19 protein-coding genes are annotated in these 25900 nt (G+C 40.3%); 8 read left to right on the forward strand and 11 right to left on the reverse strand.

Features of this window, described 5'->3' with window-relative positions; all coding sequences use genetic code 11:
• Positions 1–142: 142 nt before the first annotated feature.
• Positions 143–466, reverse strand: a complete 324-nt coding sequence (locus tag R2S10_RS07710; RefSeq protein WP_316839876.1) for a sigma factor-like helix-turn-helix DNA-binding protein — start codon at positions 464–466, stop codon at positions 143–145.
• 600 nt (positions 467–1066) lie between these two features.
• Here R2S10_RS07710 and R2S10_RS07715 point away from each other — a divergent pair.
• The 4 genes from R2S10_RS07715 to R2S10_RS07730 are packed head-to-tail and all read left to right on the forward strand — an operon-like array spanning position 1067 to position 6197.
• Positions 1067–2317, forward strand: a complete 1251-nt coding sequence (locus tag R2S10_RS07715) for a hypothetical protein (protein ID WP_316839877.1) — start codon at positions 1067–1069, stop codon at positions 2315–2317.
• Between the two features lie 36 nt (positions 2318–2353).
• Positions 2354–3400 carry a type II asparaginase gene (locus R2S10_RS07720; protein WP_316839878.1) on the forward strand — a complete coding sequence of 349 codons (1047 nt, stop codon included), beginning with the start codon at positions 2354–2356 and terminating at the stop codon, positions 3398–3400.
• A 41-nt stretch (positions 3401–3441) separates the two neighbouring features.
• Positions 3442–4854, forward strand: coding sequence for an aspartate ammonia-lyase (aspA, locus tag R2S10_RS07725; protein ID WP_410478969.1), 1413 nt, complete (start codon positions 3442–3444; stop codon positions 4852–4854).
• A complete protein-coding gene (locus R2S10_RS07730) occupies positions 4851–6197 on the forward strand; it encodes an anaerobic C4-dicarboxylate transporter (protein ID WP_316839880.1) in 1347 nt (448 codons plus the stop codon). Before aspA ends, R2S10_RS07730 begins: the two co-directional genes overlap by 4 nt.
• A gap of 96 nt (positions 6198–6293) precedes the next feature.
• Here R2S10_RS07730 and R2S10_RS07735 read toward each other — a convergent pair whose 3' ends face one another.
• From R2S10_RS07735 to hxlB, 3 genes are all read right to left on the reverse strand, one after another.
• Positions 6294–8546, reverse strand: a complete 2253-nt coding sequence (locus R2S10_RS07735; RefSeq protein WP_316839881.1) for a S41 family peptidase — start codon at positions 8544–8546, stop codon at positions 6294–6296.
• A 202-nt stretch (positions 8547–8748) separates the two neighbouring features.
• Entirely contained in the window at positions 8749–9384 is a 636-nt protein-coding gene (hxlA, locus tag R2S10_RS07740; RefSeq protein WP_316839882.1) for a 3-hexulose-6-phosphate synthase, read from the reverse strand.
• Between the two features lie 74 nt (positions 9385–9458).
• Positions 9459–10049, reverse strand: a complete 591-nt coding sequence (hxlB, locus tag R2S10_RS07745) for a 6-phospho-3-hexuloisomerase (protein WP_316839883.1) — start codon at positions 10047–10049, stop codon at positions 9459–9461.
• Positions 10050–10227: 178 nt separating this feature from the next.
• Here hxlB and R2S10_RS07750 point away from each other — a divergent pair, with 178 nt between their 5' ends.
• Positions 10228–11109 carry a helix-turn-helix domain-containing protein gene (locus R2S10_RS07750; protein ID WP_316839884.1) on the forward strand — a complete coding sequence of 294 codons (882 nt, stop codon included), beginning with the start codon at positions 10228–10230 and terminating at the stop codon, positions 11107–11109.
• A 43-nt stretch (positions 11110–11152) separates the two neighbouring features.
• Positions 11153–11878 (forward strand): DUF92 domain-containing protein, encoded by a 726-nt coding sequence (locus R2S10_RS07755; RefSeq protein WP_316839885.1) that lies wholly within the window; start codon positions 11153–11155, stop codon positions 11876–11878.
• 14 nt (positions 11879–11892) lie between these two features.
• Here the strand turns inward: R2S10_RS07755 and R2S10_RS07760 are convergent, their stop codons facing one another.
• From R2S10_RS07760 to R2S10_RS07785, 6 genes are all read right to left on the reverse strand, one after another.
• On the reverse strand, positions 11893–13347 hold the full coding sequence (locus R2S10_RS07760) for a S41 family peptidase (RefSeq protein WP_316839886.1): 1455 nt from the start codon (positions 13345–13347) through the stop codon (positions 11893–11895).
• 42 nt (positions 13348–13389) lie between these two features.
• Positions 13390–14262, reverse strand: a complete 873-nt coding sequence (locus R2S10_RS07765) for a pirin family protein (RefSeq protein WP_316839887.1) — start codon at positions 14260–14262, stop codon at positions 13390–13392.
• 72 nt (positions 14263–14334) lie between these two features.
• Complete coding sequence (locus R2S10_RS07770; RefSeq protein WP_316839888.1) at positions 14335–14976, reverse strand: hydrolase; 642 nt, start codon at positions 14974–14976, stop codon at positions 14335–14337.
• Positions 14977–15023: 47 nt separating this feature from the next.
• Complete coding sequence (locus tag R2S10_RS07775; RefSeq protein ID WP_316839889.1) at positions 15024–15578, reverse strand: NAD(P)H-dependent oxidoreductase; 555 nt, start codon at positions 15576–15578, stop codon at positions 15024–15026.
• Positions 15579–15681: 103 nt separating this feature from the next.
• The gene (locus R2S10_RS07780) at positions 15682–16251 is read right to left on the reverse strand and encodes a Crp/Fnr family transcriptional regulator (protein ID WP_316839890.1); all 570 of its coding nucleotides are present in this window, start codon (positions 16249–16251) and stop codon (positions 15682–15684) included.
• Positions 16252–16364: 113 nt separating this feature from the next.
• Positions 16365–17000: an isochorismatase family protein gene (locus R2S10_RS07785; RefSeq protein ID WP_316839891.1), complete on the reverse strand. Its 636-nt coding sequence runs from the start codon at positions 16998–17000 to the stop codon at positions 16365–16367.
• Between the two features lie 190 nt (positions 17001–17190).
• Between R2S10_RS07785 and R2S10_RS07790 the strand changes: the two genes are divergently transcribed.
• On the forward strand, positions 17191–19650 hold the full coding sequence (locus tag R2S10_RS07790) for a YfhO family protein (protein WP_316839892.1): 2460 nt from the start codon (positions 17191–17193) through the stop codon (positions 19648–19650).
• Positions 19651–19875: 225 nt separating this feature from the next.
• Entirely contained in the window at positions 19876–23742 is a 3867-nt protein-coding gene (locus R2S10_RS07795; protein ID WP_316839893.1) for a TIM-barrel domain-containing protein, read from the forward strand.
• A 99-nt stretch (positions 23743–23841) separates the two neighbouring features.
• Here the strand turns inward: R2S10_RS07795 and R2S10_RS07800 are convergent, their stop codons facing one another.
• Positions 23842–25731, reverse strand: a complete 1890-nt coding sequence (locus R2S10_RS07800; RefSeq protein WP_316839894.1) for a DUF3472 domain-containing protein — start codon at positions 25729–25731, stop codon at positions 23842–23844.
• Positions 25732–25900: the final 169 nt, after the last annotated feature.

Below are 25900 nucleotides of genomic sequence, written 5' to 3' on the forward strand. Positions count from 1 at the left end.
GGAATATGAGGTTCTCAAAGAGCGACTAAAACACCTACCTGGGAAGCCTGGTTGAGTCTAAAATCAAGTTTATTTTTGATATTTTATGATGAACTATAGCTAAATAACAGCTAAAGGTGCTATTGCATTTTGGTTGTTTAATTTATCGTATTTGGACTGGAGCAACTATTTTCTCACTATGACAGCTATTAATGGCCATTTGTGCAGTAGGGATCAGGTAATGGAATAGTCCTAAACGGGTTCTGAGAATTTTCAAAGCGTTCTTGATCTGCTTTCTTACGGTTTCTTCACAAATCCCCAGCTCATCAGAAATCTCTTTATAGCTTTTATCATTGCGCATCTTTTTTGAGGCATGTAAAAACAACAGCGGTTGATAACGGTTAAAGATTTCTATATAAGCCAATTGGTTCCCTTCCTTGAGCAGGTAACCCAGCTCGGCATCAGAAAATGTATGATACAATCTCATGGCCTAATTCTTAAACATAAAAATGAATAAATACGCTTCAATTTTTTTCAAGGATAACTAAAGTAAAAGTAACAATTTTCTATACGAATTATAAAAATACAACAGCAAACTACTAACAAACAATAACATATAGGTATTTAATCCCGTATAAATCGCGATTTTTATTTCTTTTTTTCATCCAGTAGGAAAAATTTTCATGTGCTTACTAATGACAATTACACTATCCAACAACGACTTTTCTTTAGGTTATCAGAAGATGTTATATAGCTAAACACTGAATTTCATGGTTTTCTGTAAAAAAAGACCCCATGAATAGCTAATCATTTTCAGACAAAGCGAACACAAATACAATGAAGTTAATTTTTAAACGCATCTACATGAAAGTCAGCTCCTAAAAAACCATTTCAAATTATTGCAATAAATTTCAAACATTTATAGCCTTAAGGGGTTGTTCAAGAAACAAAAGTATTTCCTTCATTCTGCTACCTCTTTATGAAAAAACTACTCCGTACGCTTGCAATTGCTATTCCTAGCGATTTTAAAGGATTTTTTTTCTTGAAGGATAACCTATACTCTTCATTTCTTCTTTAAATCGATACTATGAATACAACCTTTACTAAAGTTTCTGTTGGGTTGCTATTGGCTGGCTGTTCGCTCATCACGACACAGGCAAATGCACAGCTCATCAAATATGAAAGCAAGGACTCCCTAAATGGCAAGCCTAAGATCAGCTCTGCGCTAATTGGCCGGTTAAAGCTGAATGGCATTTACGACATCAGTGGTAATCTCCATGGCAACAGTTCCTTCCTCATCCATGAAAATGATGTCTTTGGTAGGAATAAACCTGCTTTTTGGGTGGATATGCGCCAAAGTCAGCTGCGCTTTACCACTACTACTCAATTGAAAAATGGCAAAGAGATCAGATCGATGCTGGAAGGTGATTTTGAAGGTGGACCGAACCGGACTTCCTTGTTCAGGTTGCGTCATGCCTGGATTAAATACAACAATTTTACTTTAGGACAGAACTGGTCGACTTTTGGCGATCCAGACTTATGGCCAGCAAGTTTATTGGATTGGGATGGTCCTACCGGGATGGTATTGAGCCGTAGGATCCAGCTGAATTATAGAAACAAATTTAATCCTAAAGGCAAGGCCGGATATGAGGTTGCAGTGGAACAAATGGAGCCACGCAGGCTATTTGATTATACCAGTAGTGTAGATTTGGGGGTCGATTATGCGCCAAGAAGGATGCCTGATATGATTGGAGCCTTAAGGTACGATTATGACAATGGTGGCTTTATGAAAGTTGCAGGGATCTATAGAAACATCGGTTACGATTCAAAAAACGTATTGGACAACGCAACAGATTATAAATTCAAATCAGCAAATGGCTGGGGCGTAACGGGGATGGCCAGCATCTTTTTCAATAAGAAATCAGGTCTGGTGAACAACCTGCAGGCACAATTTAATGTTGGTAAAGGTATTTCCGATTATTTTCTGGCAGTTGGCGGTTCCGGACTAGATGGTTTTGCCAATGAGAACAAATTGGGAGAACTTGATCTATTGAATGTACACTCCGGTTTCATCTCTTACCAACGTTTCTGGACGCCTAAATTTCATACCATGGTCATTGCTTCTTACAACCATTTTTCTGGTGCAGAAGCTACGGCAAGCCCATGGAATGAAATGACCAATTACCACTTCACACTCAACTTTTCTTACAACATCCTCGACAATCTAATGGCGGGTTTTGAGCCTCAGATCGGCTATAAGGAACTTCATCTGGATCAGGGTATTAAAAAAGGAAAGGATGCGGTTCGCATCAACTTTGGCATGTTATACAATTTTTAAAAGCATAAATCTACAATAAAGTATAAATCTACAATTATGAAAAAACTACTGTCCCTTTTAGTAATGGTCCTTTTGCTACAGGTAGCCTATGGCCAAAAACCAAGAATCATCATACTGGCTACCGGTGGAACTATTGCCGGAGAGGGCGCTTCCGCAGATCGTGCGGGATATACGGCTGGTAAAATACCTGTTTCCGCTTTAATCGGCTCCATTCCTACAGTGAGTCAGATTGCAGAAGTAAGTGGCGAACAGATTTCTTCAGTAGGAAGTCAGGATATGAGCCTGGACATCTGGAAGAAACTAGCGATAAGAATTAACGAGATCTTCAGTAAAAATGAAGCAGATGGGATCGTAATTACACACGGTACAGATACGCAGGAAGAAACGGCTTATTTCCTTGATTTAGTGATTTCCTCAGACAATCCGGTGGTATTGACTGGTGCAATGCGTGCTTCTACTGCAATCAGTGCGGATGGCCCTAAAAACCTTTTTGATGCGATTACTGTGGCCGCAAATCCAAAAAGCAGAAATCGTGGCGTATTGGTTTCTTTCAATGAGTCGATTTTTAGCTCCAGAGATGTAACTAAATTAAGTACTACTAAGGTAAACGCATTTGGTTCTCCAAATAGCGGTCCTGTTGGACAAGTATTCGATGGTAAGGTAGAATTCTATAAATCTTCAGAGCGTCGCACCCCACATATTGCCCCTTTTACAGTTGATAAAAACACGGTTTTCCCTAAGGTAGAGATCGCTTATATGTATACTGATGCCTCGCCGCTTTATATGGACCTGTTGGTTAAAGATAAAGTAGCAGGAATTGTGATTGCCGGTGTAGGAAATGGAAACTTCTCCAAAGCATTTACCGCAGCGGTTAAAAAAGCAGTAGCGAGTGGTATCGCCGTTTGTAGAGGAAGCAGGTGTGTTTCCGGGCGTGTGGTAGAAGATGGCGAAGTGAACGACCAGGAATTAGGCACTATTGTTTCTGACGACCTGAATCCTCAAAAAGCAAGAATTTTATTGATGCTGGGCTTAACAAAAACCAATAAAGCAGCCGAGTTACAGCAATACTTTTTAAAATACTAATCAAGAATTTAACCTCAAAATATACTATTTAACTTTATACTATTATGGCAACTTTTCGAATTGAACACGACTTTTTAGGTGAGAAAGAAATCAGCAATGATTGTTATTATGGCGTTCAAACGATGCGCGCAAAAGAGAATTTTGACATCACAGGAATTCCTATTGGTTCTGAACCTCTTTTCATCCAGGCTTTTGGTCACGTTAAGAAAGCAGCAGCATTGGCCAACAGAGATCTTGGTATTTTAGATGCTAAAAAAGCGGAAGCGATTGTTTATGCTTGCGACAGACTAATTGCCGGTGAGTTTACCGATCAGTTTATCAGCGACTTGATTCAGGGAGGTGCTGGTACTTCAACCAATATGAATGCCAATGAGGTGATTGCCAACCTTGGTCTGGAATATTTAGGTTTTAAAAAAGGAGATTACGTTCATTTACACCCAAATAACCACGTTAACCTTTCTCAAAGCACGAATGATGCTTATCCAACGGCATTTAGAATCGCTGTTTATTTGAAAATCAAATCTTTCGCATTAGCCCTGGAAGAATTACAAGAGGCTTTCTACATCAAAGGAAAAGAGTTTAAGGATGTGCTGAAAATGGGAAGAACGCAACTTCAGGATGCGGTTCCGATGACTTTAGGCCAGGAGTTTAATGCTTTTGCGACTACTTTAGGAGAGGATGTATTGCGACTTAAAGAAGCTTCCTTACTCATCACAGAGGTAAATATGGGTGCAACTGCCATTGGTACGGGCGTAAATGCACCAGAAGGATATTCTGCTTTATGTGTTAAATATCTAGCAGAAATCAGTAAGGTTCCAGTGATTCTTGCGGCTGATTTAATTGAAGCCACTTATGATACTGGCGCTTTAGTGCAACTGAGCGGTACGTTAAAGCGTAATGCCATCAAATTGAGCAAGATTTGTAATGATTTAAGGTTATTGAGCAGCGGACCAAGATGTGGTTTGAATGAGATCAACCTTCCTCCTATGCAACCAGGTTCGTCGATTATGCCAGGAAAAGTAAATCCGGTGATTCCTGAATTGATGAACCAAACTTGTTTCTATGTAATTGGTGCAGATTTAACAGTTACGATGGCTGCAGAAGCTGGTCAGTTGCAACTGAATGTTATGGAGCCGGTAATTGGAATGGCGCTATTCACTTCCTTGCAATACCTGACAAAAGCTTGTCTGACGTTAAAAAACAAATGTGTTCTTGGCATTACTGCTAATGAAGAACACTGTAAGAATATGGTGATGCAGAGTATTGGTATTGTCACGCAGTTGAATCCGATTCTAGGTTATGAAGAATGTGCTTCTATCGCTAAAGAGGCGCTTAAAACAGGCAAATCTATTTACGAGATTGTGGTTACCGAGAGAAAGCTGATTACCCAGGCGAAATGGGATGAAGTTTATTCAATTGATAACCTGATCAACCCTAAATTCATCTCACAATGATCTTCGTCCAGCTCGGCATATTACTAGCCATGATCCTAATCGGGTCACAAATGAAAGGTATTGGGCTCGGGGTGATGGGAATGGTAGGCTTAATGATTTTTGTGCTGGTGTTTAAAATGACACCTGCCGAGCCTCCTGTTGCGGTATTGTTGATTATTCTTGCGATTGTAACCACCGCTGCCACTTTACAGGCGGCTGGTGGTTTAGACTATCTGGTCAGTATTGCTGAGAAGATCATTAGGAAAAACCCTAGTCAGATTACGTTTATTGCGCCTTTTACCACTTATTTCCTTTGTCTGTTTGCGGGAACTGCACATATCGTGTACTCTCTTTTACCGATCATTGCGGAGGTGGCGGCCAAGCAAAGAATCAGACCAGAGAGACCTTTATCGGTTTCTGTGATTGCCTCTCACCTGGCCATTACCGGAAGTCCGATGAGTGCTGCTACAGCTTCATTAGTGGCAATTCTTGCTTATACTTCTGCTTCGATAGACATTATGAAGGTTTGTATCCCTGCTTCCATTGTGGGGATATTTGTTAGCATATTGGTGGTACGTAAAAAGGGCTTAGAGTTGGATAAGGATCCTATATTTATCGAGAAGATGAAAGATCCTGAATTTGCGCGATCTATGGATCCTACAGATACAAGTGGTGGCGAAAGTCATTATCAAGCTGCTCCGGGGGCTAAGATTGCAGTAGGAATATTTGGATTGGCCATTTTGATGATCATTTTATTTGGGGCTTTTCCTCAGTTAGTTCCTCATGTTGGTGGTGCAAAAAGCTTTAGCGTAAATGCGGATGGCAGCATCAGTCTGACGAGTTTGATCATTATGATCACTTTAACGGCTTCTGCTATGATCATGCTGATCACTAAAACTTCAGCAACAAAAGTGGCAAAGATGAGTTTGTTCACTTCCATGGCTACCGCAGTCGTTTCTGTATTGGGTGTGGTATGGATGAGCGCTACTTTTATGGCGGCCAATGAGGCGGTGATTGCGCATACTTTTAAAGATATTGTTGCTGAGCACCCATGGACTTTTGCTTTCGCTTTGTTTTTAATGGGTGCATTGACTTTTAGTCAGGCGGCCACTACCAGAACGATTATGCCGATGGGTGTTGCTTTAGGAATTGTGAATCCGCATTTGATTGCGATGTTCCCTGCCGTTAGTGGGGATTTCCTACTTCCTGGCTATCCTACTCTTGTTGCGGCCATAGATTTTGACCGAACGGGAAGTACAAAGATTGGTAAGTATGTGTTGAACCATAGTTTCATGATACCGGGCCTTGTGGCCTTATCGGTAGCCATTATCGTTGGTTTTGCGTTGACCGGAATTTTCTTTTAGCTACCGGCTACTTTAACATAACAATGCCCTGATAACCTAAAAATTATCGGGGCATTGTTCATTAGGAATTCAAGGATATTATTTCATTTCCTCAGGTTATTTTGTCATTTCCGCCAACATTTCTTTTGCTTTATCCAGCAGTTCATCTTTTCCTGCGATCGTTCCTTTTATAGTAGGCTTGATGACATAGTCGATTTTAACACCTACCTGTTGTGTTGGTGTACCATCCGGATAAAATACCCCGATTCCGGAAATCATTGTCCTGATCCCCCCGGGTAAAATAATAGCAGAGACATTTCCATCTGCACCAGCGGTTGTACTTCCGATTACTTTTACATTTGGCGAGCTTTGAAAAGCCATCGTCGTATATTCCGCCTGACTTTGAGATACGGCATTAACAATCACTACGACCTTACCTGCATAGGTTGTATCATTTAGCTTGCCATTACTTTCCAATTCGGAATAAGTAAATGATCCAGGTTGGACTAAGGTTCCATTCGTAAATTTCGCAAAAGGACCTGGCACAGGTTTGATGTAATTTCCAAAGCTGAAAGGCATAAATTCAGAAGGATAGCAACGCATATCAACAATGATCCCTTTAGTATCTTTGAAAAGTGCTTTTATAGCTGGCAGGTCTGCATTTCTATAAGCGCCCGGGTAAACATAACCAAGATCTTTATTTAACAGCTTATACCCTGGTTTATTCCTGGATTTGTCCAATTCTTCTTTTGTGACATACCTTAAGCCCACTCCATTAGTTTGTTCGGTTAGGGCTTTCCCTTCTCTTTCTAGTCCGATGCTAAAAGTTTCTGTATGGCCACGGAGTAAGTAAGCACCTGGAAGATCTCTGAGTTGCGTATCATAATTAGAGGCCGCGGTTAAAGGTAAATATGTTTTCAGCAGCTGTGCTATTGATTTACCATTGATACTGGAAATGACATCCCCTACCAGGAATTTTTGCTTCACCGCTAACGTATCTCCATAATAACCAGTAACGACCAGTTTGTTCTCTATAAAACTTGCCTTGAATGGCAATTTATATTTCCCTTTAAATTCTTCCATTGCCTCATGTTGGCTCCAAAGTCCTGCATGGGTATCTTTGATTTTAGCAATATTTTTTAGGGAGGCCAGCAAGTACTCTTGTGTATCTTTTGCTGAGATAAACTCTGGCAATGCGATGGCGAGTTCCTGGTTCCAATCTGTTGGAATAATATTTTTATAAGGAAAGAAATAGTTGATCATCGCCCAGTATCTGTAGAGGCTAAGGATTCTATATCCTGCATCGGGATAGGTCATTTCTTTGTAGGCTTTCTCATTTCTAAACCTTGGATTCCCTATACCGGCTTCAAAGGAAAGGTAATAACCTGCTGGATCTCTTTTGCTGTTCTTTACGGCCATTAACTTAGTTGTTAATGATTTCGACAATACAGAAGCATTGAACAGTTGTCCGTAGTCGGGTTTTAATATAATTGCTTGAGCGTTTGGATTTGCTTTATTATCATTTGATGCAGGAACTGGCAGCTGGTCTAACTGTGCTTCTAATATTTTACTGAGTTCCTGATTATCTTTTGCTGCAATCACCTGTGGCAGGAATCTGAATAGTTCCGCATCCCAATTGTAATCACCTTTAACAATAGCTGGATGATGGTATTTTAAGAAGCCCCAATATTGGCCAGCGATAGTCAGGTTCTTTATCATTTTTTGATCCGGTTTAAAAGCTGGAATTCGGGAGGAAGTACTGAAGGCTGTATCCAATTCTGCTTTTGCAATGATCCTTGGTTTTATGGGCACTTGTTCGATAGGTTTTCCATCGATGAAGAGTTGAAAATCATCAAACCATGCTTTGCCTTTTCCGACCAGTAATCCGCCAAAAACAATTCCATTTGCAGCTTCCGCATTATAGGGTAAGCTGATTTGGTAGGCTTTCCAACCTGTAGTACCAGTAACCGGTTGTTTGCCCATATTGTCGAATGCGATACTTCCACTTTCACCATCTATACGGAGAAATAAGCCTGCGTATCCGGAATCTACTTGTTCTGTTTTCAGGTAAGCCTTCAATTCGATTGTCTTGCCCTGGAAAGTTTTAGGAATGGAGTAAAAAAAGGAGCCAAATTGAGATTGATCACCGATTTTCTCAATGGAGAAGGAATGTTGACCCGCTTGTTTGACCGAAGCATCTAATTTTACCTGATACGCTTGTTCCTGTCGCTTATCCATTGAAAGCGTCCAATCTTTGGGCATTTTAGTTTTTAAATCGAGGCTTTCTGCATCGATATTATAGAGTGGTTGTTGGGCAAAGGAAGCAAAGCCAGTACAACAGGCCAAAAAGAGCGTTAAGCAAATCTTCATAGTTCATTTGGTTGAAAAATTAAGACCTGTTGTATCCTTAAAAGTTACAGCTAAACTTGCTTATTTTTCTTCCAAATCTCTGGGATATACTTAAATACCAAGCGAGAGGATTATGATAGAAAATCATACCGTATGGTGGTAAGATAATAAAGCAGGCCTTTTTCCAAAGGCCTGCTTTAATTAAAAAATCTTATAAAGGGTATTATAAAGCTGCGTTAATTGCTTCGCGCATGGCTTTTGCTGCTGCTGCAGGATCTTCTGCGCCATAGATTGCTGCACCTGCAACAATTACTGTAGCGCCTGCTTTCACTACTGCTGCAACATTATCAAGGTTAACACCACCAGCTACAGAAACTGGTACTCCCACTCTTGCGGTTTCGTCGATCAATACCTGGATAGAATATCCTGGCGTCCATTGCTCGTCTAATCCTGCGTGTAATTCTACAAATTCCACACCTAATTTAGTTACTTCTTGTGCGCGTCTAACACGGTCAGGGTAACCAATTGTATCTACTACCACACCTTTACCATGTGCTTTTGCTGCTTTAACAGCACCAATGATGGTTGCATCACCAACAGCTCCCATTACAGTTACTAAGTCGGCACCTGCTTTAAATGCGATTTCTGCTTCTAATTCACCAGCATCAGCTGTTTTCATATCTGCGAAAACCAATTTATCAGGGTGTGCGTTTTTCATTGCAGTGATTACTGCTGCACCCATGTTTTTGATCAATGGAGTACCCAGTTCAATAATATCTACATAAGGGGCAACTTTTGCTGCCAATGCCAATGCTTCTTCTGTCGTTAATAAATCGATTGCTACTTGTAATTTTGCCATAATGATGTTATATAAAAAATGATTTAATTCGTGATTATCCTGGTCTATTGTGTTGATTCCAGGGTTAATTAGGTTTACTCCAGGTTTGCATGTCGTTTCCAGAGTTCGGCATTTGGGGTATCATCCATCTTCCATAGCGATTGGAATACCGCGTCTGTTAACAATAGGAGAAACTGTTCGAATAAGCTTCCTGCATATTGTCTGGAGCGACTGCCTTCATGGTCTTCTTTTTCCGCAGCGGGGATCAGTATCAATTGATCTGCGATGATGGAAAGTGGGGATTGTGTTTGTGTGGAGAGTGCTACCACCCTTGCGCCTACTGATTTGGCCTTTTCGGCTGCTTTCACAATGGAGCTGGTGGTACCAGATCCTGAAGCTGCGATCAACAGATCACCTTCCTGTATGGCTGGAGTGGTCGTTTCACCCACAAAATGGGCATTTAATCCCAGGTGCATTAAGCGCATTGCTGCGGATCGCATTGCGAAACCGGAACGTCCTGCGGCAATGATAAAAATACGGTTGGCGGTTTTAATGGTGTTTGCCAAAGTGGCTACTTCATTAAAATCGATCTGTTTTAACAACCAGGTATTTTCCATTAGTATCATTTCAAGGCTGTTGCGAACCTCTTTTGCCAGTTGCTTGTCTGCTGTTATTGTGACCTCCATTATAAACGTTTTTAATCCGGTGTAAAGGTAGGCTCGCTTTTTTGGCTGCCCGTTATACTATCAGCCATTTATATGGGACAATCAGGAAATGGAGCGCTTTAAAAGTCATGCTTAAGCCACAAAAAACAAGGTATTTCCGAATAGTCCACCTTAATTTCCAAATCGTCCCATGCAATAAATGGAGAGTCCTTATCTTTATATCATGATGAATGTTGCGTTACCGGCGGGATTGGAAAAATCACTGATTTATATTCGTAATCTGGGGAATTGTCCGCCTAGTTACCTGAATGATCCGGGGAGGAAAGACTTTTTTGAGATTGTATGGTTAAAGAATGAAGATGCTTTACACGCTTTAAAAGACACTGACCTGGATGCTAAAGGGGATTGGATTTACCTGATTCCACCTTATCGGGTGCATCAATTGAATAAAGCAGGAAAGAACGGGGAGTTGATTTCTTTTAAGCGGGATATGCTGGAAGAAGAGGACAAAGAGTTTCTTTTGGATCTCTTTAAAATTTTCAATGTGCAGGGGGAGTTCTCTTGTCTGCGGTTAAATGAAGCGGCAGCTGCTGAGCTTTCAGGGATTTTCAGTTTACTGGAAAAGGAGTATGCCAACCAAAGTATGACAATGGTGAAGGCTTTACTTAAAGTTTTCTTACTGAAATTGATTCAGGTAAAAGAGCATGATTTTACCAGTCAGGATATCCATCAAAAGCGGGTTTATGAATTTTTAATGTTGCTGGAAAGTAATTACCAGCAGGTGCGTAATACTGATTTTTATGCGGGCAAACTTGGTATTAGTTCGAAGCGTTTAAATCAGATTCTAAAAGAAAAGCTAGACAAAACCGGGATGCAGTTGATTCATGACCGGATTATTCTGGAAGCGAAAAGGAGCATCATCCATAGTGAGATTACTATTAAGGAGATCGCTTATGAATTGGGCTTTTCTGACAGGCCATATTTTAGTCGGTTTTTCAAGAAACAGACTGGTCAGACGCCCGAAGAGTTTCAAAAACAAGCAAAAGAACACATTAAGGTTAAATTCAATACTTTAGTATAAAGCATCTTCAATGATGGTTGCAAATTAGATGCTATCACAACATATGAATCCTATTTTTACTGATCCTGTACTGCAGATAGTCCTGCTCTTTCTGATTCTGCTAATGGCGGTTTGTGTAAAGCTTGGAAAGCTGACATTTTTTGGCGCTATAACTGCAGGCTTGATGGGTGTTCTGGTTGCAGCTGCTTTCGGATTGAAAGGAGTATCAATCTTAGGGGTGTTCTTCATTTTAAGCGTACTTGCTACTTCTCATAAAAAAGCGGAGAAGCTACTGATCAATCCAGGCTCCGGAGAAAAGAAAGGAAGAGATGCCTGGCAAGTACTTGCAAATGGAGGTATGGCCGGACTTACTGGTCTACTGGCAGTTATAAATCCAGAAAACAAAGAATTATATCTCTTAATGATGGCTGCAAGTATGGCTTCAGCCCTTGCCGACACCTTATCATCGGAATTGGGAATGGTTTACGGCAAACGTTTCTACAACATCATTACTTTCAAAAGAGAAGCCAATGGCCTGGATGGGGTAGTTAGCATTGAGGGTACCATTATTGGGGCAATTGGTGCTGGAATTATCGCATTGATTTATGCAGAACCTGGGCAACAGGCCTTGATTGTTACTATAGCAGGAATTGCAGGCAATCTTTGTGACTCCTTGTTGGGTGGATTATTGGAAAGGAAACACCTGATTGGCAACAATATGGTCAATTTTTCAAACACGCTTTGTGCAGCAGTCGCCGGACTATTGCTTTACTTAATGTTTAATTGCTAATTCCTTAATTAAGATTAGAAATTTACCCCCATTTTCTTAAATATCCAGTCCATTTCCAGGTCTTTTTTATCCAGATAATCTTGTAGCGTATATTTAATTTCAACATCCGGCATTACACCCTGACCCTTAGTTTTTACTTGTTTGGGATGTTGCAATGCAACTAAACCATAACGCATGTTTAGTTTACTCGTTGGTAAACCCAGGTAATAATAAACATACGCTGTACATCCGTTAGCCCCTCCACCAGTTTCTGAACCAACCAGGGTGACATTTTTATTGCCTTTTAAAGCAGCTGGTAAAATACTTGCAGCAGAAAAACTTCCTCCGTTAATGAACAAAAAGAGTTCCCCTTTAAAATTAATACTGTCAGCCGGTTGTACCGATTCAAAATGCTCCTTGTATTGCTCCGAGGTGATTTTATTTGCAGCCAGGACATCTTTGAACGGTTTAATGAGGTGTCCTTTTCCTTTTTGTTTCATGTACGGTGTCTTTTCATGAACTAAAAAAGCAAGCATATCCCGCAGGACAGTTGTTTTACCGCCAAGGTTATCTCTCAAATCAATGACCAATCTTCCGATCTTTTGTTCCTGAACTTTGGCTAAAAAGTTACTGAAATCCTTATCGTTCTCATTAGAATGAAAGGTTGGGATTTTAACATAGGCCAAAGAGCCAATACCAGGACTAAAATGAAATGTATCATACTTATATTCAAATGTAGCCCCTGTTTTAGAGGAGTCTACCCTTTCAGTCTTCAAAAAACAGGTTTTGATTTCCCCCTTTTGTTGGATGAGAAATTTCACAACCTCACCTACCTCATAGTTAGCACTGTAAACATCACTAAATAGCACATTGAACCTATTTAATGAATTTATTTTAAAAGAGTTATTGTAACCATCAGCAGCTATACTTGTTTTTACCAGATTAGTAACAATCGCTGCAGAAGAGTGATTGTCAATTTCTAGAATTTCTCCACCAATGAGCACAGTACTATCATTTGATTGATTTGAACTCACATACATTTTACCTTCAAAAATCCGAATACTTAAGGGAAGTGGTTTTGACAATTGCCCTTTATTAAACCTCTCTTTATCACCATTTTTTACAGAATCCAGTTGCGACAAATTAGAAGAAATCTCGATATGCCCATCGCCTATATCACTAATAACAGACATTAATTTCGCCCTAAACTGCATACTAGTTATTGGTTGTGTGATGGCCTTTTCTAAACTATCAAATTTCTGATTTAATGCATCTTTACTAATGTACCAATACAGATTAGGATGATTCTCATTCAGTTTTTGACGAACGAATTTAATATCCTTAACCAAATCTATTGGCTGATGCTTTTTAAACACTAAATCCTCTGCAAAATCTAACTGTTGTTGTTTGTTTAGCTTTTGAGCATAGCCGGAAGAAATATATCCCAAAGAAATCAGGAGCGTAAAAAGGAATAAAGAAAGATGTTTCATAGGTGATTGCGTACACCTAATATAGGAAAATAATTTTCACAATTAAACCACTTCATTCTCCAAATGACCAAATTTACCTGCTGCTACATCTGCATAGGCCTGATCAATTTCTTCCTGTGTATTCATCACAAACGGTCCTTTATGAACTGCCGGCTCATTCAGCGGCTTTCCATTTAAGATTAAAAACTTAGATTGCTCCGTGGCTAAAATCTCCACTACTTCTCCTTCATTTTCAAACAAGACAAATTGTTCCTTACCGGCTTCCACCTCATTCAGTTTAAGCTGACCTTCCATAATGAGGATTCCCATATTATAATCAGCAGGACAATCGATTTTCATTCCTCCACCCTCGTTCAAGGTCACATCCAGGATATTCATCGGACTATAGGTTCTGACCGGGCTTTTCATGTCTTGATAACTTCCTGCAATGACCCTTACTTCTCCTTCTTCCAGCGTTACCTTTTTGATCTCATCTTTGAGTAAGGTTTGATAGCTCGGATCCACATATTTGTATGCTTTTGGCAATATTGTCCACACCTGAATCATTTGCAGGTTTCCTCCTTTACGGGAAAACTCTTCTTCGAAATATTCCTTATGAAGAATTCCTTTTCCGGCGGTCATCCATTGTACATCTCCAGGTCCAACAACCCCATGATGTCCGGCACTATCTGCATGTGCAACAGCCCCTTGATACACGAGCGTAACTGGTTCTATCCCACGATGAGGATGTACATTTACGCCGCGCTTTTTGTCACTGGGTTCATAATAGGTTTCCGGTTGATAATCGATCATGTAAAACGGACTCATCTTATCTCCCAGATCATTCCCATTTGGAAAGATATTGATCACTTTAAATCCATCGCCTACCGCATGTTTGTAAGTGCTATCGTATACCCCTTCTATTTTCTTTTTCATAAAATTGTATTTAATTAAGCCTGGCAGAATTACACATCCTGTCAGGCTTTTTATTAAAAATAAGTAATGAAACTATTCTGATTTATCATAAGAAAACTGGATACCAGCGGTACCACCTGTCTCGATAAACAACTTCATAAATCCGGGTACTGTTTCTGATCTTCCCCAATCTCTTTGCAATTCGCAGAATAATTGCGCCACACTTACCGGCTGCGCTCCTGCTTGTTCCATTCTTCTTAATGCAGCATCATGGGCGGCTAATGAGGTACCACCAACGGCATCTACTACCGGATAAACCTCATAACCTTCTTTTAACGCGTCCAATGCCGGGAAAGAAAGACAAGCTTCTGTCCACAATGCCGTCATGATGAGTTTCTTTCTTCCGGTCGCTTTTACGGCTTCTAGAAATTCGACATCTTCCCAGGCATTAATAGTTGTACGATCGTAGGAAGGTACGCCAGTCAATTCTTTACGTAATTGAGGGATGGTTTCAAAATTCAAACCCGTCTTCACATTTACCGTAGAAAGGATAATTGGTAGGTTATATAGTTTAGCCATTTTGGTGACACCGACAATATTATTGACCAATAATTGCCTGTCCATTGAGGCAATTGAATTTACCTGAACCGGCTGATAATCGATGATGATGAAGGCCGCATTTTCCGGTGTCAAAAGGTGATCATTTTTTTGATCTCTGATTGGTAAGCTACTCATGATACTTTGCTTTAATTGGTGAAAAAATTTATGATTAATTCAAGCGTTTATTTTTCTAGTTTTTGGGTCCACCAGGCCAGTTCTTTTAATAGGCCCTGTGCCATACGAACATGCCCTTCATCGCCAACAAATTGCTCTTCATCATCCATGTATTTGGTAAAATAAGGGATATGAACTGCTTCTACCAGCGGAACCATTTTCATAGCCGTGACCACTTGTTTGAGCATTTGCACGGCTCTTGTTCCGCCGGCAAGGCCACCATAGGACACAAAGCCTACAGGTTTGTAGCTCCATTCCTGATAGAGGAAGTCGAGTGCATTTTTTAGGCTGGCAGGGTATCCGAAATTATATTCGGGAGTGACGAAAACAAAGGCATCAGCCCCTGCGATCTTCTTACTCCAGGCTTTCGTATGTTCGTGTTGATATTTCTGAAGTCTGGGATGTTCAGGTTCATCCATAAAAGGGAGGTTTACTTCTTTAAGGTCGATCAATTCGACTTCAAAGTCCGACTGCTCATTGAGCATATCCATGAACCATTTTGCAATGGCTGGTCCTTTTCTTCCAGGCCTGGTACTGGCCACAATCACTTTAAGTTGATACATATTCTTTATCCTTTTACCTACAACAAATCTATCGGGCAAATGGATCAGAAAAAATAACCTAGATTAAGAAAAAGGATTAATTCAGCTTAAGAAATTTTCGGATTTAAGCATGCAGCATTTTACTCAAAAACTCGGGGGTCACACCGATATAAGCGGCGATCTGCTTTTGAGATATGAAATCGATTAAGGTAGGATAGCGGAGACAGAATTTTTCATAGCGTTCTTTGGCTGTTAGTCGCAGGTTTTCCATAGAGCGGGACTGAAAAGATACCAGTGATTTCTCCGCCAAAACTCTGAAGTAATGGTTGAATTTTGGAATTTCTTTATATAGCTTTTCTAGATTAGCTTTAGAAATCAGGAGCAATTCTGAATCACAGAGCGCATCAATGTACAAATGACCAGGCTCCTGGGTAATAAAGCTATACATATCTGCTATCCACCAACCTTCCGGTGCAAACTGTTGAATGTATTGAAAGCCATTTTCATCGAGATGATAGGCCCTCAAACAACCTGAGGTTACAAACATGGCAGATCGGTTCACATCTCCTTCGAGTAATAAGTGTTGTTTCTTTTTCACTTTTTTAACCTGGAGGAAGGAAAGAAAATGTTGTTTTTCTTCCTCGTTTAGCTGAATGTGTTTTGCGATGTTGGCTAAAAGAAGGTCATGATTCATAAGGGAAGATTATACTGACTAAGGTAAAGCTTATCGCGTATACAAAAAAGGCTTTGCTACCGAATAATTGGAGATTCGATAGCAAAGCCTGAATGCGGCAAAAGCCTTGTTAATTAAGCGCATTTACCTACGCTTACTGCTTTTTGATAACTTTCAATAAGTGATTGATAAGGAGGCATTACTTTTGAGAATGCAGCAGCAAATTCCAGCGCATCTTTACGGTTCCAGGTTTTCTGGATCTCACTCAATACTGCTACTGTACTGATTGGGATCACATCGGCCATTGCCAGACGTTCCATTGTGATTTGCGTAGACAATGGGCTCATATCTCCAGAGGCATCTACCACTGCGAATACGTCAAAACCTTCGGCTTTTGCGGAGATTGATGGAAAAGCTACACAAACACTGGTTAATACTCCAGCGATGATCAGTTTCTTTTTACCTGATTTTCTTACGGCTTCTGCAAAAGCGGGTGTATCCCAGGCATTGATTTCGCCATTGCGGGGAATGTAGATTGCATGAGGAGCCAATTCATGAATTTCAGGCATTAAAGGTCCGTTTGGTCCATTTGGTTCTGATGCGGTTGTAAATACCGGAATATTTTCCAGTGCGGCTACTTTAGCAAGTGCAGCTACATTATTGCGTAGCGCTGTTACCTCAATATCTTTTACGGTCTGGAATAAACCACTTTGGTGGTCGATCAAAAGAATTGCTACTTCATCCGAATTGATTCTTGTTAGTACTGACATCTTCTTTAAATTTTAGTTTACAGTTTATTATGAAAAACGGGTTTTCTTTTATAGCTGATGTAGCTATCGATTTTCATATCACAAATTTAGGCTGCTGCTGAAAAGCAAACAATGGAGTAGATTAAGGCAAAAAGTTAATGTAGGTTAAGCCCCCGTTTGTTTTTCTATATTTAAGGAAATTTTAGCAACGATGAATAACTGGTTTAAGCGAAATGGCCAACATTTGATGGTCATTATACTTTTCTTTGGAATCACTTTTTTATACTTTAATCCCCTATTCTTTGGAAAGACGCTTGGACAAAATGATGTCACGAGGGCGCAATCCACCACCACTGAAATCAATCATTACCGGGAAAAGGGGGAAACGATTTTATGGACGAATCAGATTCATGGGGGGATGCCTGCTTTTCAAATCTGGGCACCTTACCCCAATAACATTACCACCTGGGCAGTAAAGGCCATCAATTATTCCTTTCCTCAACCTGTAGGAACCGTGTTGGTATTACTACTGGGCAGTTATTTTCTATTCTGCGTTTTAAAATTGAATCCCTGGCTTGCCGCAGCAGGTGCTATTGGCTTTACCTTTTCTTCTTACAACATCATTTTATTTGGTGCAGGGCATGCGAATCAGGTCGCTGCGATCTCTTTCTTTGCACCTGTTATCGCGGGGGTATTGCTTGTATTCAGGGGCAAACACTTATATGGAGCGGCAATAACGGCTTTATTTTTAGCCATGGAAATCAGGGCCAATCATATCCAGATGACTTATTATCTATTTCTGGCAATCTTAGTTTTAGTGGGAATAGAGGCTTATCATGCAATAAAATCCAAGCAAACAAAAGACTTTTTTAAAGCAGCAGGATTTGCCTTTGCAGCAGGTTTGCTTGCTATAGCGGTTAACACTTCTTCGTTATGGAGTACTTACGAATACAGTACTGAAACCATCAGAGGTCATGCTAACCTGACCCAGAAAGTGGCGAAAACCAGTACCGGATTATCCAGGGAGTACGCCTATCAATGGAGTCAGGGAGTAGAAGAATGTATTACTTTCCTGATCCCAAATGCTTTTGGTGGCAGCTCCAGAGGAAATGCGGTGGAGCATACCCATGTAGTAAAAGCACTATCGGAAATTGGCGCTGATGCTAGTCAGGCAGATTACCTTTCTAAATCCCTGATGCCTTTTTATTGGGGAGAGAAACCCTTTACTGAAGGTTCCTTTTACTTTGGTGCTGCGATTTGCTTCCTATTTGTATTGGGATTATTTATTGTTAAAAACCGTATAAAATGGTGGTTATTGTCTGTTGTGATCTTGACCATGCTGTTATCATTCGGAAAAAACATGCCCCTAGTATCGGATTTATTCTTTTACTATGTCCCTTTCTATAATAAATTCAGGGCGGTAGAATCTATTCTTGCTGTGGCAGGATTGTGCTTTCCGATATTGGCTGTACTCGCGGTAAATGAGTTGCAGCTGAACCCTAATAAGACGGAGCTTTTTAAGAAGGTAAAGTTGGCTTTCTATATTACTTTCGGACTTTCCCTGGTGATGATTGTCATTCCGAATCTCTTTCTTTCCTTTAAAAGCAGCGATCATGAAGCGGCTGTAGCGCAATTTGCTGAGGCGCTTAAATTGGATCAATCTACTGCAAATACGATTGGTAATGCTTTTGTTTCGGATAGAAAATCGGCAGCGCAGACAGATGCCATGCGTTCCTGTTTATTTATCGGAATTGCCTTTGCTGGGATCTCGGCCTTCCTAAAAGGTAAGATTAATTTCAATATCCTTTCCATTGCTTTTCTATTTTTGGTGTTGATTGACATGTGGGGTGTCGACAAGAGGTATTTAAACAAGGATACTTTTATGGCGAAACAGGATACTGAAAAGCCACAACTCCGGGAAGTAGACCGCTTTATTGATCGGGATAAAGATCCTAATTTTAAAGTGATTGATATGACGCAAAGCATCATGAATGACGCTACCACCCCTTATTTCCATAAGTCAATAGGCGGTTATTCTGCTGTGCGCCTGAAGCGTTTTGATGAGGTGATAGAGACCCATTTTAAAAAAACCATCAACCTGAATATTCTGGGGATGATGAACACCAAATACCTGATCAGTACAGATCCAAACTCTCCGAAATTGCTTGTTCAATTGAATCCGGAAGTTTGTGGTCATGCCTGGTTTGTCAACCAGGTCCAGTACGTAGCTAATGCTGATCAGGAAATGGCTGCAATTGGTACTTTTAAACCTAAAGAAACGGTGGTAATCGACCAGCAGTATAAACCCCTGGTTAAGGAGCAACAGCTTAGCGCTTCTCCGGCTTCCGGCACGATTAAACTGAGCAGTTACTATCCTGACCGCATGGTTTACGAGAGCAGTTCCAGTCAGGCTAATATTGCGGTGTTTTCAGAAATATTTTACAACAAGGGTTGGAAAATGTTTGTTGATCAGGTGGAGCAGCCTTATTTCCGTGCAAATTATCTATTAAGGGCAGCTCATATTCCGGCAGGAGCACATCAGATAGAATTTGTGTTTCATCCTGCTTCTTATTATACCGGAGAAATCATTTCATTGATTGCTTCCATCATCTTGATTGCAGGTTTATTGATTGCTGGGTATTTGGGATATAGGAAGCAAAAATCTGTTTAATCATTTCGTTAAACAGGCTGATGAATCCTGGCTTTCCTCTCTAAGGAACAGCCGGGAAATTGCTATATTCCTAATTTATGCCTAAAAATAATACAATTTTGCAAAAGCAAAAACCAACAGATAATTTCTATATTGGCGGCTTCAATAAAAACTTCTGGCGTGACGTTGCATGAATGGTTAGGTTCCTCTGCATAGCAGCTGTCCGCGAAGATTTAACACACAATTATGAAGAAAATATTTTGGAGTTCTAAACCTCAAAACACCGCTTTGCTCGCCTTAGCATTTCCATTACTGATTTCCCAGTTAAATGCCGGAGCAGTAACAAGACCACTTACCTTTCAACAGGTTATCCAACAAGACCATAAGATCATTAGCGCGAAGAAGGTTAGTCCGACTGTGATTGAGGTATTGTTTTCTGACAATCAGCGTTTGACATTAGACTTTTACGGTGATCAGATTTTCAGACTTTTCCAGGACAATGCTGGTGGTGTGATGAGAGATCCTGTAGCTAAACCGGAAGCGAAAATTCTGGTAGAGAATCCAAGAAGAGCTGTTGGAAAATTAAACCTGACAGAGGAAAACAACCTGATTACGATCGCTACTGATAAGATTTCGGTTCAGATAGATAAAAATACGACTTTATTAAAAATCATCAACCTGGCTACAAACACCGTAGTTCTGGAAGAAGCGGCACCTGTTCGCTTTGAAAAAGGAGAAGTAGTTTTGACTTTTAAAGAAGCACCAAAAGAGTACTTCTATGGTGGTGGTGTTCAGAACGGACGTTTCTCTCATAAGGGAAAAGCGATCTCTATTGAAAACCAGAACAGCTGGACGGATGGTGGAGTAGCCTCCCCTACGCCTTACTATTGGTCTTCTAAAGGTTATGGCCTTTTATGGCATACTTTCAAAAAGGGTAAATATGATTTCGGAGCTAAAGAAAAAGGCACCGTAAAATTATCACATGATACAGATTACCTGGATGTCTTCCTAATGGCGGGCGATGGTGCAGTTCCTCTTTTGAACGACTTTTATCAGCTGACTGGAAATCCGGTATTATTACCTAAGTTCGGTTTCTACCAGGGACACTTGAACGCTTATAACCGCGATTTCTGGAAAGTAAGTGAAAAAGGAATGCTGTTTGAAGATGGCAAACACTATCAAGAAAGCCAGAAAGATAATGGTGGCGTCAAAGAATCTCTAAACGGAGAAAAAGGCAACTACCAGTTTTCTGCACGTGCAGTAATTGACCGTTATAAAAAGAATGACATGCCATTTGGCTGGATCCTTCCAAATGATGGTTATGGTGCTGGATATGGACAAACAGAGAGTTTAGACGGGAACATTCAAAACCTGAAAAGCTTAGGCGATTATGCCCGTAAAAACGGTGTTGAAATCGGTTTATGGACACAATCTGACCTTCATCCAAAACCAGAGGTAAGTGCGTTATTACAACGTGATATCTTAAAAGAAGTAAAAGAAGCAGGTGTTCGTGTATTGAAAACAGATGTGGCCTGGGTAGGTGCTGGATATTCATTCGGACTAAACGGTGTAGCTGATGTGGCTCAAATCATGCCTAAATATGGCAATGATGCTCGTCCTTTCATCATCTCTTTAGATGGTTGGGCAGGTACGCAACGTTACGCAGGCATCTGGTCTGGTGACCAAACCGGTGGTGTTTGGGAATACATCCGTTTCCACATCCCTACTTATTTAGGTTCAGGTTTATCCGGACAACCGAATATTACCTCTGATGTAGATGGTATTTTTGGTGGTAAAAATGTAGCGGTAAACATTAGAGATTTCCAATGGAAGACCTTCACTCCTATGCAATTGAACATGGATGGCTGGGGATCAAATGAGAAGTATCCACATGCTTTAGGCGAGTCGGCGACTTCTATCAACCGTAACTATTTAAAGTTAAAATCGGAGTTGATGCCATATGCTTACAGCATTGCAAGAGAAGCGGTAACAGGTTTACCGATGATCAGAGCGATGTTCCTGGAGTATCCAAATGCTTATACCCAAGGTCCTGCAACGCAGTACCAGTTTTTATATGGTCCTAATTTCTTAGTTGCTCCGATTTATCAGGCGACTAAATCTGATGAGAAAGGTAATGACATTCGCAATGGCATTTACCTTCCAGAAGGTTCATGGATTGATTATTTCTCCGGAGAAAAATATGCTGGAAATGTGATCCTGAACAGTTTTGAATCACCAATCTGGAAGTTACCTGTATTCGTTAAGAATGGTGCTATCATTCCGGTAACCAATCCTAACAACAACGTAACGGAGATCAACAAAAATGTTCGTGTTTATGAGATTTATCCAGCAGGAAAAAGTTCATTTACAGAGTATGATGATGATGGTACTACCGAACAATACAAATTGGGTAAAGGTGCTTCCAGCTTAATTGAGTCGGAAGTAGACAAAAAGAACCGTGCAATTGTAACTATTCACCCTGCAAAAGGTGATTTCGATGGTTTTGTAAAAGCGAAAGCTACTGAACTTAGGATCAATGTATCACAAAAACCTAAGAAGGTATTGGTAAAAGTTGGTACTGAGAAAATCAAGTTATCGGAAGTAAGTACGATGAATGACTTCTTAAGCAAAGAGAATGTGTATTTCTACGATGCAAATCCGAACTTAAATAAGTTTGCGACTAAAGGAAGCGAATTTGAGAAAGTGGCGATGGTAAAAAACCCTCAATTACTGATCAAAGTAAGTGCTACTGACATTACGGTAAACCCGGTTGTGGCAACCATTGAAGGCTTCAAATTTGAGCCAGCAGATCAATTGCGCATTTCTTCAGGCGTATTAACTGCTCCGGTTAATGCTATGGTTTCTGAGAAAAATAAGGAAGCTTATACCTTGAAACCTACCTGGTCTAAAGTAAACCATGCAGATTACTATGAAATAGATTTCAATGATATGCATTATACCACGATCAAAGACACGACGTTGTTATTTGATGGTTTAACTGCTGAGACGGCATATTCATTTAAACTGCGTGCAGTAAATAAAGATGGTCAATCTGCCTGGACACAATTCGAGGCAACGACTAAGTCTAATCCATTGGAGTTTGCGATTCAGGGCATCACTGCTCAATCAACCGCAGCAGATCAGGAAGGCTCAGAAATCACTCAATTGTTTGATTTTGATGAAGGCAATAACTGGCATACGAAATGGGGTGTAAATGCCTTGCCTTTCGAAATGGTGATGGACTTAAAAACCATCAATCAATTGGATAAATTCCATTACGTTCCACGTTCAGGAAGAGGAAATGGCATCATTCTAAAAGGTCAGGTATTCTATAGCAATAACAATAAAGACTGGACTCCGGTTGGACCGTTCACATGGGCTAATACAGATGAAGTGAAGGTATTTAACTTCCCTACTCATCCATCGGCACGTTACATCAAGATGGCCGTTACCGAAGGTGTTGGTGGTTTTGGTTCAGGTAGAGAATTGTATGTATTCAAAGTTCCTGGAACAGAAAGTTACTTACCTGGAGACATCAATAATGACCGTCTGATTGACAGAAATGACTTGACTTCTTATCTAAACTATACTGGTTTAAGATCAGGTGATGGTGATTTCGAAGGTTATATCAGCAATGGTGACATCAACAAAAATGGCTTGATCGATGCTTATGATATTTCATTAGTAGCTACCAGAATTGACGGTGGTGTGAATGATAGTAAAATTGATAAGGTTGCAGGTAAGCTGAGCATCAGCACTGCGAAACCAAGCTATAACAAAGATGAAATCATCGAGGTTAAAGTGAAAGGTACTAACCTTAAATCTGTAAATGCTTTAAGTTTTGCATTGCCATACAATGCTGCTGATTACGAGTTTGTAAGTGTGCAACCTTTGAATGCGAAGCATATGGAGAACATGACTTACGACAGGTTACATACCAACGGAAAGAAAGCCTTGTACCCTACTTTTGTAAACTTAGGCGACAAAGAAGCTTTAACTGGTAGTACGGAGCTGTTTATCATTAAGCTTAAAGCTAAACGTAAAGTAAAGTTTGACCTTAAGGCTATTGATGGGTTATTGGTAGACAAAAACCTGAATAGCGTTAATTTTTAATCAGGAGATTTAACAAAAGATCCTTTATTATTTAGGCCCCAAGCTTACTGAGTTTATAAACTCAGTAAGCTTGGGGCTTTTTATTAAAAATCTTAACAATTATTGCGCTACTAATTTAAATTTCTGAGCGTTCGAAGTGTTTGAAGTGTTGATCTGTATTTTTGTACCATTTGCTGTTGAGCCTCCGTTTACATCCAGAGATTTATTGGTACCCACTAGTGATTTTATGTTCAGATAACCTCCACCTGCACTTTCTATAGTCCATTTCTGTGAGTTTCCATTGTTAAAAGTATAAACCTGCACCTTAGTTCCGTCTACACTTGAACCTGTATATACATCCAATACCTTCGTTGTGTCTGCTACAGATTTGAATACATAAGCGCTTCCTACTTTTCTGGCAAGGAATTTTTGGTTATTCGAGGTCGGGGTGTTATTTGACCATAAGCTTACTGGTGTTTCATTCACTGGAGTGTAACTATTCACGTCGATAACGCTGGTATTATTTACCGCAGCAACTATTTTATAAATCCCGCCATTTGTAACTTCAAAATAATCAGCAAGTGCCTGATCCACACGATCAGACAAAGTAGATAATGTGACTGTGGGCGGTGTAGATAAAAGCGGCAGTGTATTCGAAACCGTCTTGATGGTTGGTGTGTAACCGCCACTTGACATATAGAATCTTGCGGAATTTAAAGGAGAAATCCCTTGTTCAAAATCGACCCTTTGTCCGACTGCTCCATCGGTATTACTGAAAGAAACTTTATTCAGATTCACCCAATTACCTGAGGCACTTTCCTTAGCCCAGGAATTGAAATATTCTGCTTCTCTACGGATCTGTCCATTTCTGTGTCCGAAGTTCTCCAGGAATGAATAGAATCCATCAAAATACCTTTGGTCTTTTGGTGCGCGCCATGTGGCGATGTAATTCCATGTACTTTGTCCTTCGAGTTTATACCAGGCCGACAACAATACAGAATTGTTGCTTTCCGGCCTCACATTCATGATGAAAGAAACCACCTGACCGGTCTGCCAGTTTGCATTGATATAAGACTGGCCTCCGGTGCCTTCTCCTCCAAATCCATTACTGGTTACATTTGCTCCCTTCGCTACCAGACTCACATTATCGGCAGCAGTATGATTCGGATCATTTTGCGCATCTGCACTGTCCCAAACAGAAAACAAGACCCTGCGCTCTGTTGGCGAGTTGGTCTGAATTCCCAGGTAACCTCTATAGAAACCTATCGACATATAGAAAGTATATAAAGGATCTTTACCTGCCGGCACAATAACGTCTTGATAAAGCCAGTTGTAAGATTTGACGGTACTTGCAGTGGAGCTAAAACTCAGGTGCACCGATGGAGAGCTTTGATAATTGGTTTGGTTTACTTTTGAATTTGCCTGTAAAGCCTTAAATATTAAGTTATGAACGGTAATGGAACTATTTGGTGCTGACAATGGTTTCAGTTCATAACGGTAATAACCCGTTGTTGAGGCAACCACTTTGAAAGGGGTACTCAGGTTAACAGTTCCAGTACCATTTAAGGTAATTGATTGGGTGCTTGGTGTTACCACCAGACCAGCATAACAAGGGCTGATCTTGACTTCATAATTTAAATTTACTCCGTTAGCAACAGTATTCTCAATAGAGAAATCATATTCACCCGCGGTTTGGTACAGGTAATACACTACACTTCGGGCTTGGTTGGTCCAGTTGGAGACTACCCCAAAATCCTCCGGATAGCCTACCGGAATAGAAACTCCTACTGCATTGTCGATGTGCTCAAATGGTTCTGCATAGGCTTTGTTTGCAGGGACAACGAATGTCATGGCATCTGCTGTCACGGTACTAACTGCTGATTTGTTAACAGATAGTTTAAATTTCTCATCCGGAGGCAGGGTTGCCTTCGTACAGGATGATAAGGAGATTCCGAAGGCTACAATCGCCAGTGCCGTCATAATGTTAGAGGCGTAATTTTTTTTGTTCATTGGTTGGTTTTTTAGGTTTGATTAAAATCATTGATTAGAATGTTCATTCTCTTAACCTAATTTATCGACAAAGATGCGTGGTATTTGGAATAACATTGCGCAAACGATTGACTAACAGACAAATCCAAGTTTTACAGCGAAATCAAAATGCAATTACCTTGTATATTTA

Origin of the sequence: Pedobacter gandavensis, assembly GCF_032678745.1 — a bacterium.
In the GTDB taxonomy this organism is placed as follows: Bacteria; Bacteroidota; Bacteroidia; order Sphingobacteriales; family Sphingobacteriaceae; genus Pedobacter; species Pedobacter gandavensis_C.

Bases quoted from the DNA above. Each gene is read 5' to 3' on its own strand.
- R2S10_RS07730 (WP_316839880.1), top strand. From the start codon at position 4,851: ATGATCTTCGTCCAGCTCGGCATATTACTAGCCATGATCCTAATCGGG.
- R2S10_RS07735 (WP_316839881.1), bottom strand. From the start codon at position 8,546: ATGAAGATTTGCTTAACGCTCTTTTTGGCCTGTTGTACTGGCTTTGCT.
- R2S10_RS07800 (WP_316839894.1), bottom strand. From the start codon at position 25,731: ATGAACAAAAAAAATTACGCCTCTAACATTATGACGGCACTGGCGATT.
- R2S10_RS07795 (WP_316839893.1), top strand. From the start codon at position 19,876: ATGAAGAAAATATTTTGGAGTTCTAAACCTCAAAACACCGCTTTGCTC.
- R2S10_RS07720 (WP_316839878.1), top strand. From the start codon at position 2,354: ATGAAAAAACTACTGTCCCTTTTAGTAATGGTCCTTTTGCTACAGGTA.
- R2S10_RS07775 (WP_316839889.1), bottom strand. From the start codon at position 15,578: ATGTATCAACTTAAAGTGATTGTGGCCAGTACCAGGCCTGGAAGAAAA.
- R2S10_RS07760 (WP_316839886.1), bottom strand. From the start codon at position 13,347: ATGAAACATCTTTCTTTATTCCTTTTTACGCTCCTGATTTCTTTGGGA.
- R2S10_RS07770 (WP_316839888.1), bottom strand. From the start codon at position 14,976: ATGAGTAGCTTACCAATCAGAGATCAAAAAAATGATCACCTTTTGACA.
- R2S10_RS07755 (WP_316839885.1), top strand. From the start codon at position 11,153: ATGAATCCTATTTTTACTGATCCTGTACTGCAGATAGTCCTGCTCTTT.
- hxlA (WP_316839882.1), bottom strand. From the start codon at position 9,384: ATGGCAAAATTACAAGTAGCAATCGATTTATTAACGACAGAAGAAGCA.
- hxlB (WP_316839883.1), bottom strand. From the start codon at position 10,049: ATGGAGGTCACAATAACAGCAGACAAGCAACTGGCAAAAGAGGTTCGC.
- R2S10_RS07780 (WP_316839890.1), bottom strand. From the start codon at position 16,251: ATGAATCATGACCTTCTTTTAGCCAACATCGCAAAACACATTCAGCTA.
- R2S10_RS07715 (WP_316839877.1), top strand. From the start codon at position 1,067: ATGAATACAACCTTTACTAAAGTTTCTGTTGGGTTGCTATTGGCTGGC.
- R2S10_RS07710 (WP_316839876.1), bottom strand. From the start codon at position 466: ATGAGATTGTATCATACATTTTCTGATGCCGAGCTGGGTTACCTGCTC.
- R2S10_RS07785 (WP_316839891.1), bottom strand. From the start codon at position 17,000: ATGTCAGTACTAACAAGAATCAATTCGGATGAAGTAGCAATTCTTTTG.
- R2S10_RS07765 (WP_316839887.1), bottom strand. From the start codon at position 14,262: ATGAAAAAGAAAATAGAAGGGGTATACGATAGCACTTACAAACATGCG.
- R2S10_RS07750 (WP_316839884.1), top strand. From the start codon at position 10,228: ATGGAGAGTCCTTATCTTTATATCATGATGAATGTTGCGTTACCGGCG.
- R2S10_RS07790 (WP_316839892.1), top strand. From the start codon at position 17,191: ATGAATAACTGGTTTAAGCGAAATGGCCAACATTTGATGGTCATTATA.